The 16937-nt window shown below is 59.2% G+C and carries 9 protein-coding genes; all 9 read left to right on the top strand.

Annotated elements, in window-relative coordinates; genetic code table 11:
• The first annotated feature begins 27 nt into the window (after nucleotides 1–27).
• The 9 genes from QQF33_RS06820 (at nucleotide 28) to mrdA (ending at nucleotide 16936) form a co-directional block, all read left to right on the top strand.
• On the top strand, nucleotides 28–8604 hold the full coding sequence (locus QQF33_RS06820) for a glycoside hydrolase family 94 protein (RefSeq protein ID WP_285157607.1): 8577 nt from the start codon (nucleotides 28–30) through the stop codon (nucleotides 8602–8604).
• A 53-nt stretch (nucleotides 8605–8657) separates the two neighbouring features.
• The gene (locus QQF33_RS06815) at nucleotides 8658–8933 is read left to right on the top strand and encodes a hypothetical protein (RefSeq protein WP_282493785.1); all 276 of its coding nucleotides are present in this window, start codon (nucleotides 8658–8660) and stop codon (nucleotides 8931–8933) included.
• Nucleotides 8934–9093: 160 nt separating this feature from the next.
• Nucleotides 9094–11676, top strand: a complete 2583-nt coding sequence (gene leuS, locus QQF33_RS06810; protein WP_285146627.1) for a leucine--tRNA ligase — start codon at nucleotides 9094–9096, stop codon at nucleotides 11674–11676.
• 14 nt (nucleotides 11677–11690) lie between these two features.
• The gene (lptE, locus tag QQF33_RS06805) at nucleotides 11691–12260 is read left to right on the top strand and encodes an LPS assembly lipoprotein LptE (RefSeq protein WP_285157606.1); all 570 of its coding nucleotides are present in this window, start codon (nucleotides 11691–11693) and stop codon (nucleotides 12258–12260) included.
• A complete protein-coding gene (gene holA, locus QQF33_RS06800; RefSeq protein WP_285146629.1) occupies nucleotides 12260–13291 on the top strand; it encodes a DNA polymerase III subunit delta in 1032 nt (343 codons plus the stop codon). The genes lptE and holA overlap by 1 nt, the downstream gene beginning before the upstream one ends.
• A complete protein-coding gene (gene nadD / locus QQF33_RS06795) occupies nucleotides 13284–13949 on the top strand; it encodes a nicotinate-nucleotide adenylyltransferase (RefSeq protein WP_285157605.1) in 666 nt (221 codons plus the stop codon). The genes holA and nadD overlap by 8 nt, the downstream gene beginning before the upstream one ends.
• Before the next feature lie 268 nt (nucleotides 13950–14217).
• On the top strand, nucleotides 14218–14535 hold the full coding sequence (rsfS, locus tag QQF33_RS06790; protein WP_282493790.1) for a ribosome silencing factor: 318 nt from the start codon (nucleotides 14218–14220) through the stop codon (nucleotides 14533–14535).
• 3 nt (nucleotides 14536–14538) lie between these two features.
• On the top strand, nucleotides 14539–15006 hold the full coding sequence (gene rlmH / locus QQF33_RS06785) for a 23S rRNA (pseudouridine(1915)-N(3))-methyltransferase RlmH (RefSeq protein ID WP_014069327.1): 468 nt from the start codon (nucleotides 14539–14541) through the stop codon (nucleotides 15004–15006).
• Nucleotides 15007–15034: 28 nt separating this feature from the next.
• Entirely contained in the window at nucleotides 15035–16936 is a 1902-nt protein-coding gene (gene mrdA / locus QQF33_RS06780; protein ID WP_282493791.1) for a peptidoglycan DD-transpeptidase MrdA, read from the top strand.
• The last annotated feature ends 1 nt before the right edge of the window (nucleotide 16937 follow it).

The raw sequence follows: 16937 nt of genomic DNA, 5'->3' as shown, positions 1-16937 counted from the left end.
GCGTTCACGTCGCACCAGAGCATCGCTATGAAAATGAACCTTAAGAAGTGGCGGAGTCGCTCCCGCTCGCTGCCGCCTGCGCTGGCTCCTGCCCTTTCGGGCAACGAACCTGCGGCTGAAAACAGTTTTAAAGCCGAGCTTTTTTCGACGGCCCAGATGGCGCGCTACGGACAAAAGCTGGCGCGATCGCACAAATTGTCGCCTGACAAGCTGCCGTACTACCTGCTCAAACGCCTCGATGACAATGAGGCGGTGATTACACAAAACTGCTACGTCCTCAATGCCGGTAAGAAAGCGAGCATCATGCCCGCCGGGGAGTGGCTGCTGGATAACTACTACCTGATCGAGGAGCAGATCCGCATCGTGCGCCAGCACCTGCCGAAGAATTTCGGCAAAGGGCTTCCGGCGCTGGCTTCGCCGCATGATTGTCCGCGCATCTACGATATCGCCGCCGAAGCCATCGCCCACGGTGACGGGCGCTGGGACGCCGCGAATCTCACCAGCTACATCACCGCCTATCAGCAGGAGACGCCGCTGACGCTGGGCGAAGTCTGGGCGCTGCCCGGCATGCTGCGTCTGGCGCTCATCGAAAACCTGCGCCGGGTCAGCATCGACGTGGTCAAAGCCCAGCAGGAACGTAATCTGGCGGATAGCTGGGTGACACGCATTTTCGAGTGCGCAGAGAACACGCCCGCCGAGCTGATCATGGTGATCGCCGATATGGCGCGCTCGCGCCCGCCGTTAAGCAGCGCCTTTGTGGCCGAGCTGGTACGTCGTCTGCAGGGGCGCGGCAATATGCTGGCGCTGCCCCTGACCTGGATCGAACAGCGCCTGACCGAACAGGGCGTGACCACCGACACCCTCATTCACCGCTTCAATCAGCAGTTAGCCGCCAGCCAGCTTTCCGTGAGTAACAGCATCGCGGGCCTGCGCTTGCTGAGTGAAACCAACTGGGCAGATTTCGCCGAGGCCATGAGCGTGGTGGAACAGACGCTGCGCCAGGATCCGGCCGGGATTTACCCGCTGATGCACTTCGATACGCGCGACCACTATCGCCACGTGATTGAACTTCTGGCGCGAGACAGCCATTTCAGCGAGCCGGAAGTGGCCCGCCGCGTGCTGGCGCTTGCCGGTGAAAACGCCCCCGACACGCCGGGTGCGCATATCGGTTATTACCTGATGGGCGAAGGGCGTCAGCGCCTGGAAATTCTCTTATCCGCCGATGCCTCGCGGCTTATCCGCCTGCGGCACAGTTTCAACCAAATCCCGCTGATGTCCTGGCTCGGCAGCCTGAGTCTGCTGACCACCGCGGCCACCGCCGAAATTCTGCACCGCACTGCGCAGCAGGGCCTGGGCTGGCTGCTGATCCTCCTCGCAATACCGCTGATCATCGTCCTCAGCCAGCTCGCCAGCGATCTGCTCAGCGAAGCGACCACCCGTTTTCGCACGCCGCGCCCGCTGCCGCGGATGGATTTTTCCAGCGGGATCCCGGCGGATTCGGCCACTATGGTGGTGATCCCCTGCCTGCTCACCAGCCCCGACGGGATCAGCAAACTGATCGCCAGTCTGGAAGTGTGCTGGCTGGGCAACCAAAGCGAGCATCTCTGCTTCGCCCTGTTAACCGACTTTACCGATTCGGCGAATGAGCCCTCAGCGGAAAACAACGCCCTGCTTGAGCAGGCGATATCACTGACGCAGGATCTCAACCGCCGCTATCCGGCCACTCGCCCGCGTTTTTATCTCCTCCACCGCGCCCCTGAATGGAACCCAACGCAGGGCGCCTGGATGGGTTACGAACGCAAACGCGGGAAACTGGCGCTGCTGAACAGCTGGCTACGCCAGCCTGACAAACAATTTTCCAGCGTCGCCGACCTGCCTGCGCACCAGTTGCCGGAGCGGATCAAGTACGTCGTCACGCTGGACAGCGACACGCTTCTGCCGCGCGATACGGCACATAAGCTGGTCGCCACCATGGCGCACCCGCTCAACAAACCGGAATACGACGCCGCGCGTCAGCGCGTGGTGAAAGGCTACGGCATCCTGCAGCCGGGTCTCGCCGAAGAGATGCCGCGCAACGGACAGGGACGCTATGCCGCCATGTGCAGCAGCATCGCCGGGAATAACCCCTATTCGATGATGTCGTCTGATATTTATCAGGATCTGTTCAACGAAGGCTCCTTCGTCGGCAAAGGCATTTACGATGTCGATATCTTTGTGCAGGCCACGCACAACACCTGCCCGGAAAACCTGGTCCTCAGCCACGATCTGCTGGAAGGGTGTTATGCCCGCTCGGGGCTGCTGAGCGAAGTGTTGCTCTACGAGCAGTATCCGAACAACTATCTCTCGGACGTCGCGCGCCGGACCCGCTGGATCCGTGGCGACTGGCAGCTGCTGAACTGGCTCAAACCGCGCGTCAGAAAAGCGGATGGCACCCACGATAAAAACTCGCTCTCCGCTCTGTCGTACTGGAAATTATTCGATAACCTGCGCCGCAGCCTGGTCGCTCCGTCCCTGTTGGCGCTGCTGTTTTGCACCCTGCTGTGGGTGCCGAATCCGTTTTACTGGCTGGGCGTGCTGATGCTGGTCTGGCTCCTGCCGACCGGGCTGGCGGTCGCCTGGGATCTGATTAACAAACCCACCCGTCGCCCTGTTGTGCAGCATCTGCTGCTGGTCGCCACCGGTGCGCTTAAACGACTGTCCCGCGTCGGGATGAATTTCGCCACCCTGCCCCATGAGGCCGGCTATTCCCTGTATGCGATTGCCGTGACGCTCTGGCGTCTGGGATTCAGCCAGCGCAATCTGAGCCAGTGGGCCAGCTACAGCCCGGACAACGACCGGGAAAAAACGTCCCCGATCCGCTTTTACCGGGCGATGTGGATGAACGTCGCCACTGGCGTGGCGCTCACCGTCCTGACCGCACATATTGCACCGCTGTTTTCCTTCATCGCGCTGCCGGTCAGTTTGCTGTGGTGCCTGACGCCGCTCCTGCTGAGCTGGATGAGTCGCTCGCCCGCCCGCAGCGTGTTTTCGCCGAACAGAGAGCAAAAGCAGCTGCTGCGCCAGACGAGCCGTGAAATCTGGGCCTTCTTCGAAACCTTCGTCACCGCCAAAGAACACTGGCTGCCGCCGGATAACTATCAGGAGATCCCTCACCCGGTCATCGCCCATCGCACCTCGCCGACGAACATTGGCCTGTCGCTGATGGCGAATCTGACGGCCTGGGATTTCGGCTATCTCCCGTCCGGCGAGGTGTTGCAGCGCGTAACGTTGACCCTCGACACGCTCGACAAAATGGAGCATTTCCGCGGCCATTTGTATAACTGGTACGACACGCAGACCCTCGCCCCGCTGAGTCCGCGCTATGTCTCCAGCGTCGACAGCGGCAACATGGCGGGCCATCTGCTGACCCTGCGCGAAGGGCTGTCGGCGATGCGCAACCAGCCGGTGTTAAACAGCGCTCAGGTGCTGGCCGGGCTGAACGACACCCTGGGGATTCTGGAGAAACACTGGGGGCAGAACGCCCCGACGGGGCTACGGCTGTTGCGTAAACATTGTCTCGGCGCGACGTCGCTCTCTCCGGCGCAGCTCTATATCGAGCTGAAGCAGATGCGCACCCAGAGCAACCACCTGACGGCGTTATGCCATCAGGACGATGCCCTCACCCTGCGCTGGATCGACCATCTGCAGCGCCAGCTGGTGATGCTGTGCCACGAGTGGTCACATCTCCTCGGCTGGCTCACGCCCGCCTGGGACACGCAGACGCTGCCGTCCCTGAGCTGGCTGGCGAATGCGAAACACAGCGGGGAAGGCACGCCGTCCGCCTCGGCGATTGGCCTGGCGCGTATGCGCCTGGATATCATCACCGAACTGGAACAGCGGCTGAACGAGCACGCGCGGATGGATTTCACCTTCCTCTACAGCGAAGTGACCAGCCTGCTCAGCATCGGCTACAACTGCGACAGCAATATGCTGGATAAAAGCCACTACGACCTGCTGCCCTCCGAAATTCGCCTCACCAGTTTTATCGCCATCGCCACCAACCAGCTGCCGCTGAAAAGCTGGTATGCGCTGGGGCGGCTGTTTACCACCATCGATCGTGACACCGCCCTGATGTCCTGGAGCGGTTCGATGTTTGAATACCTGATGCCGAATCTGGTGATGCCGACCTGGCCCGGCAGCCTGCTGGATGAGATGAGCCAGTCGGCGGTGATGCGTCAGATCCACTGGGGCAAAGAGCGCGGTGTGCCCTGGGGGGTTTCAGAGTCTGGCTATCACGCCTTTGATGTGCAGCAGAACTATCAGTATCAGGCCTTCGGGGTTCCGGGCCTCGGCCTGCGCCGTGGTCTGGCGGACGATATGGTCGTCGCCCCTTACGCCACGCTGCTGGCCCTGATGATTGCTCCGCAAAAAGCCTGCGACAATCTGGCGCGGCTGGAGAAAAACGGCGCGCGCGGCGAGTTCGGTTTCTATGAAGCCCTGGACTATACGCCGTCGCGCCTCGCCACCGGGCAGCTGTACGCCGTGGTGCAGTCGTGGATGGCGCACCATCAGGGCATGGCGTTCCAGGCCCTGGCGCACGTGTTGCTCGACGCGCCGATGGCCGACCGGTTTATGGCCAGCACCGCCTTCCAGTCGGCGAGTCTGCTCCTGCAGGAGCGCGTGCCTGATGCAGTCGATCTCTACAGCCCGCGCCGCCACTTTGAATCGCACGAAGGGCGCGTTAAACCCGTTCGCTATGAACCGCGTATTTTTACCGCCGCTGACAGCCTGATCCCTGAGGTGCAGCTGCTCTCCAACAGCCATTATCATCTGATGATGACCCACACCGGTGGGAGTTACAGCCGCTGGAACGATCTGGCCCTCACCCGCTGGCGCAGCGATACCACCCGCGATAACTGGGGGGCGTTCTGCTACATCCGCGATCTGCAATCGGGCGACATCTGGAGCAATACCTGGCAGCCGACCGGTGAAACGGACAGCAACGACGAGGTGATCTTTACCGATGCGGGGGCGGAATTTAAACGCACGCTGGGCACGGTGAGCGTGAAAACCCAGGTGGTAGTGTCGCCGGAAGACGATATCGAGCTGCGGCGCGTCACCCTGCTGCATCGCGGGCGTCAGCCGCGCACCATTGAACTGACGACCTACGCCGAAGTCGTACTCGCCCCGGCCACCAGCGATCTGGCGCATCCGACCTTCAGCAATCTGTTTATCCAGACGGAGCTTGTTCCCGCGCAGAACGCCATTCTGTGCCACCGCCGCCCGCGCGCGCCGGACGAAAAAAGTCCGTGGTTATTCCACATGATGGTGGTGCATGGCAGCAGCCAAAGCGGCGTCTCGTTTGAAACCGACCGGGCGAAGTTCCTCGGGCGCGGCAGAGGCCCGGTGGATGCGCAGGCCGCCGGGCAATCGGGCGCGCTCAGCAATAGCTCCGGCTCAGTGCTGGACCCGATGCTGGCGATCCGCCAGACCCTCACCCTGCAACCCGGCCTGCCGGTCACCGTCGATATCCTGTATGGCGTGAGCGAGAATCGCCAGCAGAGCCTGGCGCTGCTGGAAAAATATCGCGATCACCCGATCGCCGACCGCGTCTTTGAGCTCGCCTGGTCGCACAGCCTGGTGGTATTACGCCAGATTAACGCCAACGAAGATGACGCCGCGCTGTTCAACCGGCTTGCGGGTGCCATTCTTTACCCGTGCCAGGAGCTGCGCGCCGACAACCTGACCATCAGCCGCAACCGGCGCGGCCAGTCCGGCCTGTGGGGCTGGGCGATTTCCGGCGACTTGCCGATCGTGCTGCTCAGCATCAGCAGCGAAGAGAGCATTTTGTCGATTACCACGCTGATTCAGGCGCACCGCTACTGGCGGCTGAAAGGGCTGGCAGTCGATCTGGTGATCCTCAACGAAAGCCCCGGCGGCTATCAGCAGGCGCTGCAAAATCACATCATGGATCTGATCTATGCGGGGTCCGAGGCCAGCCTGCTGGATAAGTCGGGGGGGATTTTTGTCCGTAACGGCGAACATCTCTCCGCCGAAGACAAGCTGCTGCTGCAAAGCGTCGCGCATCTGTCTCTGGATGACCGCGCGGGCGGGCTGAACGAACAGCTCGATCAGCGCCTGCATGCGTTAAAAACGGTCCCGCGACCTTTCGTTCCCCACCTCGTACCGGGCGTCAATCTGCATATCCCCTGGACGCCGGATACGGATCAACTTGTGCATTTCAACGGCCACGGCGGGTTTTCACAGGATGGTCGCGAGTACCAGATTGTGCTGCGGGAAAATGCGCCTACGCCAGCCCCCTGGTCAAACGTGCTGGCCAACGCCCGCTTTGGCAGCGTGCTGTCCGAGGCCGGGCAAGCCTACAGCTGGTATGAAAACGCCCATGAATATCGCCTGACGCCGTGGGAAAACGACCCGGTGAGCGATCGCTCCGGCGAAGTGTTTTATCTGCGCGACGAAGAGAGCGGCGCCTGCTGGTCTCCGACCGCCTTACCGGTGCGCGGCCAGGGGGATTATCTCTCTCGCCACGGCTTCGGCTACAGCGTATTCGCCCACCGTGAGAGCGGCATCGACAGCGAACTGACGGTGCTGGTCGCCGAAGAGGCACCGGTCAAACTGGCGATCCTGACCATCAGCAATAACTCCGGGCGGACGCGAAAACTCTCCGCAACGGGCTACGTGGAGTGGACGCTCGGCGAGTCGCGCACCTCATCGGCGCTGCACATCGTGACCCATGCGGCCAGCGTCGCGGACGGCTGCGGCGTGATGGCGAACAATTTTTACGGCAGCAACGGCGCCGGGCGCACCGCCTTTTTCGCCGTGACGGGCGCGCACTGCTCCCTGACGGGCGACCGCCGCGAGTTTCTCGGTCGCAACGGGGCTCAGCACAACCCGGCGGCGATGCGTCTGCGCTGGCTGTCGGATAAAACCGGGGCCGGGCTGGATCCCTGCGGCGCGGTGCAATCCGCCGTTACGCTGATCGATGGCGATCAGAAGACCTTCATCTTTGTGCTGGGCGTCGGCGAAGATCCGGTCGAAGCCCAGACGCTTCTCGCGCGATACCTGAACGAAGAGGCCGCCCGCGAGGAGCTCAGCCGCGTTCACCGTTACTGGCACAGCGTGCTGGATAAAATCGTCGTCCACACGCCGGATAGCGCCGTCAATCTACTCACCAACGGCTGGCTGCTCTATCAGACGGTGGCCTGCCGATTGCTGGCGCGCAGCGGCTACTATCAGTCCGGCGGTGCGTTTGGATTCCGCGATCAGCTGCAGGACACGCTGGCCCTGAGCCACGCCGCACCGGAGCGTCTGCGCGAGCAAATTATCCTCTGCGCCTCGCGGCAATTTATCGAAGGCGATGTGCAGCACTGGTGGCACCCGCCACACGGCAATGGCGTGCGCACCCGCTGCTCGGATGATTATCTCTGGTTGCCGCTGGCGGTCTGCCACTACGTGCAAACCACCGGCGACACTGGCGTGCTTGAGCAGCGCATTCCCTATCTGGAAGGGCGTCCGCTCCAGCCCGGCGAAGAGTCGGTCTACGATACGCCGGTCATCAGCGCCGTCGAAGAGACGCTGTGGCAGCACTGCGTGAAAGCCATTCGGCACGGTTTGCAGTTTGGCTCGCACGGCCTGCCGCTGATGGGCGCGGGGGACTGGAATGACGGGATGAACCGGGTCGGCATCGACGGAAAAGGCGAAAGCGTCTGGCTGGGCTTTTTCCTGTTCGATATTTTGCAGCGCGTCGCGGATCTCGCCGAACAGCGCCAGGACGCCACGATAGCAGAGCTGTGCCGCACTGAAGCCTCGCGTCTACAGAAAAACCTCGAAACCTCCGCCTGGGACGGAGAGTGGTACCGGCGCGGCTATTTTGACGGCGGCGAACCGCTGGGGTCGAAAGCCTCGCAGGACTGTCGGATTGATGCCATCGCCCAAAGCTGGTCGGTGCTCTCCGGGGCCGCCGAACCGTCGCGCAGCCAACGCGCCATGCAGTCGCTGGATAAGCTGCTGGTGGATAACGACGCGGGGCTTATCAAACTCCTGACGCCACCGTTCGACGGCCACGGACCGAATCCGGGCTACATTCAGGGCTATCTGCCCGGCGTGCGGGAAAACGGCGGGCAGTATACTCACGGTGCCATCTGGGCGGTGATGGCCTTTGCACGAATGGGGAACACCGAGCGCGCGTGGGAGCTGTGGTCGATGATCAATCCCGTCAACCATGCCCTCACGCCCGATGACGTCGAGCGCTATAAAACCGAGCCGTACGTCATGAGCGCCGATGTGTATAGCGTGGCCCCGCATATCGGACGCGGCGGCTGGAGCTGGTATACCGGCTCTGCGGGCTGGGCATATCGCCTGCTGACCGAGGAGCTGCTGGGGATTAAGCGCTTCGGCAATGTCCTGACGGTCCATGCACAGCTCCCGGCGCACTGGCCGTCGCTCAGCATGGCCTATCAGCAGGGGCAGAGTCAGTACCAGATCAGGATCTCGCAGGGCAGCGAGGCGTACCAGGTCACGCTGGACGGCGTAGTGCTGCCGGATGACCAGATCCCGCTTGTCGATGACGGGAATCCTCATCAGGTGGAAATTATCCAGCGTTAAAGTCCTATACTTAACAGGGTCTATCCATGATTGCCGTGTGCAGAGAGGGGCTTATGAAAACCAAAAAAGCGGTGTTTATTGAAGGGCATATCGTCGAAAGCCGACGGCTCGGCGAAACCTGTCACCCTTTCTGCATCCACAGCGTGGTCTTCAGCAATGGTAAATATGCCATCGTGCGCGAGGCGTCAGGCGTGTGCTTTCAACCGGGCGATACCCTCGAGCGCAACAACGCCGAGTGGTTTTTCCACGACGCAAAAATACATCTGCTGCCTTTTCAGTACATTAAAGAGAACGAATCCCGCAGGCAGTTATCGGAATATGAAACCTGATCCTGTGTGACCCGGCTAAAAACGCCAATTCACGCCACCTTCTGCGCAGACAGATAAGGGCTGTTTTGACGCGGGCGTTTGGGCTATGCTATGCGGATCTGAAATACCACATCCATTGGCTACGTTTGTAGCTGTATTGAGAACAGGACCACTGGCTGCCATGCAAGAGCAATACCGCCCGGAAGAGATAGAATCGAAAGTCCAGCAACACTGGGACGAGAAGCGTACCTTTGAAGTCACTGAAGACGAGAGCAAAGAGAAGTATTACTGCCTGTCGATGCTTCCCTATCCTTCTGGTCGACTACACATGGGCCACGTGCGTAACTACACCATCGGCGATGTGATTGCTCGCTACCAGCGTATGCTGGGTAAAAACGTTCTGCAGCCAATCGGCTGGGATGCGTTTGGCCTGCCTGCTGAAGGCGCGGCGGTGAAAAACAACACTGCCCCTGCGCCGTGGACGTACGACAACATCGCCTACATGAAAAACCAGCTCAAAATGCTGGGCTTCGGTTATGACTGGAGCCGCGAGCTGGCGACCTGCACCCCGGAATATTACCGCTGGGAGCAGAAATTCTTCACCGAGCTGTACAAAAAGGGCCTGGTGTACAAGAAAACCTCTGCTGTGAACTGGTGCCCGAACGACCAGACCGTTCTCGCGAACGAACAGGTAATCGACGGCTGCTGCTGGCGCTGCGACACGAAAGTTGAGCGTAAAGAGATCCCACAGTGGTTTATTAAAATCACCGCTTACGCCGACGAACTGCTGCGCGACCTGGACAATCTGGACCACTGGCCAGATACCGTTAAGACCATGCAGCGCAACTGGATTGGCCGTTCTGAAGGCGTCGAGATCACCTTTGACGTGCAGAACAGCGATCAGAAACTGACCGTCTACACCACCCGTCCTGACACCTTCATGGGTTCCACCTACCTGGCCGTGGCCGCGGGTCATCCGCTGGCACAGCAGGCGGCGGCAACGAACCCTGAACTGGCTGCCTTCATCGACGAATGCCGCAACACCAAAGTGGCCGAAGCCGAAATGGCGACCATGGAAAAACGTGGCGTCGCGACCGGCTTTAACGCCATTCACCCGCTGACCGGTGAAGCGATCCCGGTCTGGGCGGCAAACTTCGTGCTGATGGAATACGGCACCGGCGCTGTAATGGCGGTTCCGGGCCACGATCAGCGCGATTACGAATTTGCGACCAAATACGGCCTGAACATCAAGCCGGTTATCCTGGCGGCAGACGGTTCTGAACCGGATCTCTCCGGACAGGCGTTGACCGAAAAAGGCACCCTGTTCAACTCCGGCGAATTTAGCGGCCTGAGCTTCGAAGAGGGCTTCAACGCGATCGCTGACAAACTGGCTGCGCTGGGCGTGGGCGAGCGTAAAGTGAACTATCGTCTGCGCGACTGGGGTGTTTCCCGTCAGCGTTACTGGGGCGCGCCAATTCCGATGGTGACTCTGGAAGACGGCACCGTGATCCCAACGCCTGAAGATCAGCTCCCGGTGATCCTGCCGGAAGATGTGGTCATGGACGGCATCAGCAGCCCAATAAAAGCCGATCCTGAGTGGGCAAAAACCACCGTTAACGGTCAGCCTGCCCTGCGTGAAACCGACACCTTCGATACCTTTATGGAATCGTCCTGGTACTACGCGCGCTACACTTGCCCGCAGTATCAGGAAGGGATGCTGGATTCCAAAGCCGCCAACTACTGGCTGCCAGTGGATATCTACATCGGCGGTATCGAACACGCGATCATGCACCTGCTCTACTTCCGCTTCTTCCACAAACTGATGCGTGATGCGGGCCTGGTGAACTCTGATGAGCCCGCCAAACAGCTGCTGTGTCAGGGCATGGTTCTGGCGGATGCATTCTACTATCTCGGCGAAAACGGCGAGCGTAACTGGGTCTCTCCGGTTGACGCCATCGTTGAGCGCGATGAGAAAGGTCGTATCGTAAAAGCGAAAGACGCGGCAGGCCATGAGCTGGTGTATACCGGCATGAGCAAAATGTCGAAGTCCAAAAACAACGGCATCGACCCGCAGGTGATGGTTGAGCGCTACGGCGCAGACACCGTGCGTCTGTTCATGATGTTTGCGTCTCCAGCGGATATGACCCTGGAATGGCAGGAATCTGGCGTAGAAGGCGCGAACCGCTTCCTGAAACGCGTCTGGAAACTGGTTTACGAGCACACCTCTCAGGGCGAGGCTCCGGCACTGAACGTGGCGGCCCTCAGCGAAGATCAGCAGGCGCTGCGTCGCGATGTTCACAAAACTATCGCTAAAGTGACCGATGATATTGGTCGTCGTCAGACCTTCAACACCGCAATTGCGGCTATTATGGAACTGATGAACAAGCTGGCGAGAGCCCCGCAGGAAGGCGAGCAGGATCGTGCCTTAATGCGTGAAGCCCTGCTGGCTATCGTTCGCATGCTGAACCCGTTCACCCCTCATGCCAGCTTCACCCTGTGGCAGGAGCTGAAAGGCGAAGGCGATATCGATAACGCACCGTGGCCGGTTGCCGATGAAGCCGCTATGGTTGAAAACACCACGCTGGTGGTGGTTCAGGTTAACGGTAAAGTGCGCGGTAAAATTACTGTTGCCGTCGATGCAACGGAAGAACAGGTTCGTGAACGCGCAGGCCAGGAACATCTGGTGGCGAAGTACCTTGATGGCGTTACCGTGCGTAAAGTGATCTACGTACCGGGTAAACTGCTGAATCTGGTCGTTGGCTAAGCGCGGGAGGAAACGTGCGACAACTGGCAACAATACTCTTATCTCTGGCGGTGCTTGCCACCGCTGGTTGTGGCTGGCATCTGCGCAATACCACGGCAGTGCCCGCTCAGATGAAAACGATGATCTTCGATTCCGGGGATCCGAACGGTCCATTGAGCCGGGCGATTCGTAACCAGCTGCGCCTCAATGGCGTGGAGCTGATCGAAAAAGGCACCTTGCGTCAGGATGTTCCGTCCTTCCGTGTACTGAGCTCTGTTCTGAGCAAAGACACGGCGTCCATCTTCCAGGATGGTCGTACGGCGGAATATCAGATGGTGATGTCGGTGAGTGCTGCCGTGCTGATCCCGGGTAAAGATATTTATCCGATCAGTACCAAAGTCTATCGTTCGTTCTTTGATAACCCGCAAACTGCGCTGGCGAAAGATGCTGAGCAGCAAATTATCATTAACGAAATGTACGACAAGGCGGCGGAACAGCTGATCCGTAAACTGCCAAGCATTCAGGTCGCCTCGAAAGAGACCAGCACGGAACACTCTGTTCCGCTGGACACCACGCCGCAAGTTACCGGAACCCTGGGTAACTAATGGTTCGGTTGTATCCTGAACAACTCCGCGCGCAGCTCAATGAAGGGCTGCGCGCGGCGTATCTGCTTCTCGGAAACGATCCCCTTTTACTTCAGGAAAGCCAGGATGCCGTGCGCCAGGTGGCCGCGACTCAGGGCTTCGATGAACATCACGCCTTCCAGATAGACAACAGCACCGACTGGCAGACGATCTTTTCCCTGTGCCAGGCGATGAGCCTGTTTGCCTCTCGCCAGACGATTTTGATCCAGCTGCCGGAAAACGGCCCGAACGCGGCGATTAACGAACAGCTCGCCACGCTGGTCACGCTTCTGCATTCAGATTTACTGCTGATCGTGCGCGGAAACAAACTCACCAAAGCGCAGGAAAACGCCGCCTGGTTTACCCAGCTTGCGACGCATTCCGTGCAGGTGACCTGCCAGACGCCCGAACAGGCGCAGCTGCCGAAGTGGGTCGCGGTACGCGCGAAGCAACATAATCTGCAGCTGGATGACGCCGCCAATCAGCTGCTCTGTTACTGCTACGAAGGGAATTTACTGGCCCTGGCGCAAGCGCTGGATCGCCTGTCTCTACTGTGGCCGGACGGCAAGCTGACCTTACCGCGTGTCGAACAGGCGGTGAACGATGCGGCGCACTTTACTCCGTTCCACTGGGTCGATGCGCTGCTGGCAGCGAAGAGCAAACGCGCGCTGCATATTTTGCAGCAGCTTAGGCTCGAAGGCAGCGAACCGGTGATTTTGCTGCGCACCCTGCAGCGCGAACTGCTGCTGCTCAACACCCTGAAACGCCAGTCGGCCAGTACGCCGTTGCGCGCGCTGTTTGATAAACATCGCGTCTGGCAAAACCGCCGCGCCATGACCACCGAAGCGGTCAACCGCTTAAGCACCGAGCAGCTTCGCCAGGCGGTTCATCTCCTGACGCGCGCCGAACTGACGCTGAAGCAGGATTACGGTCAGTCGGTCTGGGCTGAGCTGGAAAGTCTTTCTCTGCTGTTGTGCCATAAGGCACTCGCAGACGTCTTTATTGATGGTTGATATGAGTTCTTTACAGGCGCTGTACGGCGGCACGTTCGACCCGGTTCATTACGGTCATCTCAAGCCGGTGGAAATTCTGGCGAATCTGATTGGCCTGCAGCGCGTGATCATCATGCCGAATAATGTCCCGCCGCACCGCCCGCAGCCGGAAGCGACCAGCGAACAGCGCAAAGCGATGCTGGAACTGGCGATTGCCGACAAGCCGCTGTTTCAGCTCGATGAGCGCGAACTGCGCCGCGATACGCCGTCGTATACCTCGCAAACCTTGCAGGAGTGGCGCGCCGAGCGCGGCCCGACGCTGCCGCTGGGGTTTATCATCGGACAGGATTCGCTGCTGAATTTCCCCTCCTGGCATCAATACGAAACCATTCTGCAGAACAGTCATCTTATCGTCTGCCGCCGTCCGGGCTACCCGTTGACCATGAAGGAAGAGCAGCACCAGGAGTGGCTCGACACCCATCTGACGAACAACGTCGAAGATCTTCACACCCTGCCCGCCGGTAAAATTTACCTGGCCGAGACGCCGTGGTTTGATATCTCCGCGACCCTGATCCGCGAGCGCCTCCAGCAGGATTTATCCTGCGACGAACTGCTGCCCGCGCCGGTGCTCGACTATATCCATCAGCACGGTTTGTATCAGAAAAGCGCAGATGAATAAGGTGATACGCGAAAATTCAGGTAATTCACCGCCCTGCCATTGACAGCCCTTTTCAGGCTGATATCCTCCGCAGCCTGACTTCCTGCCAGTCGTTACCTTACAGAAATTGTTTTACAAAAATGGCGATGCATTGTCAGGCCGGGGATGGGATGATACCCGCCTTAAAAAGTCCGTCAGGTGACATTTGTCCCGACACAGCCGTCAGTTAAGGTATACTGCCGAGCTATCCATTTAATCGTTGCTCAACTTCACTCACCAGGGGGAAAACTTGCAGGGTAAAGAACTCCAGGATTTTGTTATCGACAAAATTGATGACCTGAAAGGTCAGGACATCATCACTATCGACGTTCATGGTAAATCCAGTATCACCGACTGCATGATCATTTGCACCGGCACTTCCACTCGCCACGTTGCCTCTATCGCTGACCATGTGGTTCAGGAATCACGTAAAGCCGGTCTGATGCCTCTCGGCGTAGAAGGCGAAGCCATTGCTGACTGGGTTGTTGTTGACCTCGGCGATGTGATCGTTCACGTCATGCAGGAAGAGAGCCGTCGTCTGTATGAGCTGGAAAAACTCTGGGGTTAATGCGTGAAGTTGCAACTGGTAGCCGTCGGCACGAAAATGCCGGACTGGGTACAGACGGGTTTTACTGAATATCTGCGTCGTTTTCCCAAAGACATGCCGTTCGAACTGGTGGAGATCCCAGCAGGAAAGCGCGGCAAGAACGCGGATATCAAACGTATTCTCGAAAAAGAGGGTGAGCTCATGCTGGCGGCCGCTGGCAAGAACCGCATTGTCACCCTCGACATCCCAGGCAAACCCTGGGATACGCCGCAGCTGGCGCACGAACTGGAGCGCTGGAAGCAGGATGGCCGCGACGTCAGTCTGTTGATTGGCGGTCCCGAAGGGTTGTCCCCCGCCTGCAAAGCGGCCGCAGAACAAAGTTGGTCCCTCTCCGCGTTGACACTGCCTCACCCGCTGGTTCGGGTACTGGTGGCAGAAAGCTTGTATCGCGCGTGGAGCATTACTACCAACCACCCTTATCACCGTGAGTAATGATTGACCAGGGCAAATTAAGCAGCGGATGAAACTACAGAATTCTTTTCGCGACTATACGGCTGAGTCCGCGCTGTTTGTGCGCCGGGCGCTGGTCGCTTTTACCGGGATTTTGCTGCTGTCTGGCGTACTTGTCGCCAACCTCTACAATCTGCAAATCGTCCGCTTTACCGACTATCAAACGCGCTCCAACGAAAACCGTATCAAGCTGGTGCCCATCGCGCCAAGCCGCGGCATTATCTACGATCGTAACGGCACGCCGCTGGCGTTAAACCGCACCATCTATCAAATCGAGATGATGCCGGAAAAAGTCGATAACGTGCAGGACACGCTGGACGCCCTGAAAGGCGTGGTCGATCTCACCGATGATGACATCGCCGCCTTCAAGAAAGAGCGCGCCCGTTCGCACCGCTTCACCTCCATCGCCGTTAAAACTAACCTCACGGAAGTTCAGGTCGCCCGCTTTGCGGTGAATCAGTACCGCTTCCCTGGCGTTGAGGTCAAAGGCTATAAACGCCGCTTCTACCCTTACGGCTCCGCGCTGACGCACGTCATCGGCTACGTCTCCAAAATTAACGATAAAGATGTCGACAGGCTCGATAAAGACGGCAAGCTGGCGAACTACGCTGCGACGCACGATATCGGCAAACTCGGCATCGAGCGCTTCTACGAAGACGTGCTGCACGGGCAGACGGGCTATGAAGAGGTTGAAGTCAACAACCGTGGCCGCGTTATCCGTCAGCTGAAAGAAGTGCCGCCGCAGGCGGGTCACGATGTTTATCTGACGCTGGATCTCAAGCTCCAGCAGTATATCGAAACCCTGCTGGCGGGCAGCCGTGCGGCTGTGGTGGTGACCGATCCGCGCACCGGCGGGATCCTGGCGCTGGTCTCGATGCCAAGCTACGACCCGAACCTGTTCGTGGATGGTATCTCCAGCAAAGATTACTCCGGCCTGTTGAACGATCCGAATACCCCGCTGGTGAACCGTGCGACTCAGGGCGTTTACCCGCCAGCGTCCACCGTGAAACCTTACGTTGCCGTCTCTGCGCTGAGCGCGGGCGTCATCAATCGCAACACCAGCCTGTTTGACCCAGGCTGGTGGCAGTTGCCGGGCTCGGAAAAACGCTACCGCGACTGGAAAAAATGGGGCCACGGCCACCTGAATGTCACCAAATCCCTGGAAGAGTCGGCGGATACCTTCTTCTATCAGGTCGCCTACGACATGGGGATCGACCGCCTGTCGGAGTGGATGAGCAAATTTGGCTACGGCCACTACACGGGCGTGGATCTGTCGGAAGAGCGTTCCGGCAACATGCCAACCCGCGAGTGGAAGCTGAAACGCTTTAAAAAGCCGTGGTATCAGGGTGATACCATTCCGGTCGGTATCGGCCAGGGCTACTGGACCGCTACACCAATCCAGATGAACAAAGCCATGATGATCCTCATCAACGACGGCGTGGTGAAAGTGCCACACCTGCTGATGAGTACCGTCGAAGATGGCAAACAGGTGCCGTGGGCACAGCCGCACGAAGCGCCGGTGGGTGATATCCACTCCGGCTTCTGGGAAATTGCCAAAGACGGGATGTACGGCGTTGCCAACCGTCCGAACGGGACCGCGCATAAGTATTTTGCGGGCGCTCCGTACAAAGTGGCGGCCAAATCCGGTACTGCTCAGGTCTTCGGCCTGAAAGCCAACGAAACCTATAACGCACATAAAATTGCCGAGCGTCTGCGCGACCATAAACTCATGACCGCCTTTGCGCCTTATGATAATCCGCAGGTCGCGGTGGCGATTATTCTCGAAAACGGCGGCGCTGGCCCGGCAGTTGGTACTATCATGCGCCAGATCCTCGACCACATTATGTTGGGCGACAACAACACCGAACTGCCGGCTGAAACCCCAGCTGCCGCTGCGGCGGAGGACCAATAAT

It is taken from the genome of Lelliottia wanjuensis (genome assembly GCF_030238365.1).
Lineage (GTDB): Bacteria > Pseudomonadota > Gammaproteobacteria > Enterobacterales > Enterobacteriaceae > Enterobacter > Enterobacter wanjuensis.
Note: the sequence above shows the minus strand (reverse complement) of the source record. Positions and strands in the feature narration are given on the sequence as shown.

Excerpts from the sequence above, each read along its gene's own strand:
- holA (WP_285146629.1), top strand. The coding sequence starts at position 12,260 with ATGGTTCGGTTGTATCCTGAACAACTCCGCGCGCAGCTCAATGAAGGG.
- QQF33_RS06815 (WP_282493785.1), top strand. The coding sequence starts at position 8,658 with ATGAAAACCAAAAAAGCGGTGTTTATTGAAGGGCATATCGTCGAAAGC.
- QQF33_RS06820 (WP_285157607.1), top strand. The coding sequence starts at position 28 with ATGAAAATGAACCTTAAGAAGTGGCGGAGTCGCTCCCGCTCGCTGCCG.
- nadD (WP_285157605.1), top strand. The coding sequence starts at position 13,284 with ATGGTTGATATGAGTTCTTTACAGGCGCTGTACGGCGGCACGTTCGAC.
- mrdA (WP_282493791.1), top strand. The coding sequence starts at position 15,035 with ATGAAACTACAGAATTCTTTTCGCGACTATACGGCTGAGTCCGCGCTG.
- leuS (WP_285146627.1), top strand. The coding sequence starts at position 9,094 with ATGCAAGAGCAATACCGCCCGGAAGAGATAGAATCGAAAGTCCAGCAA.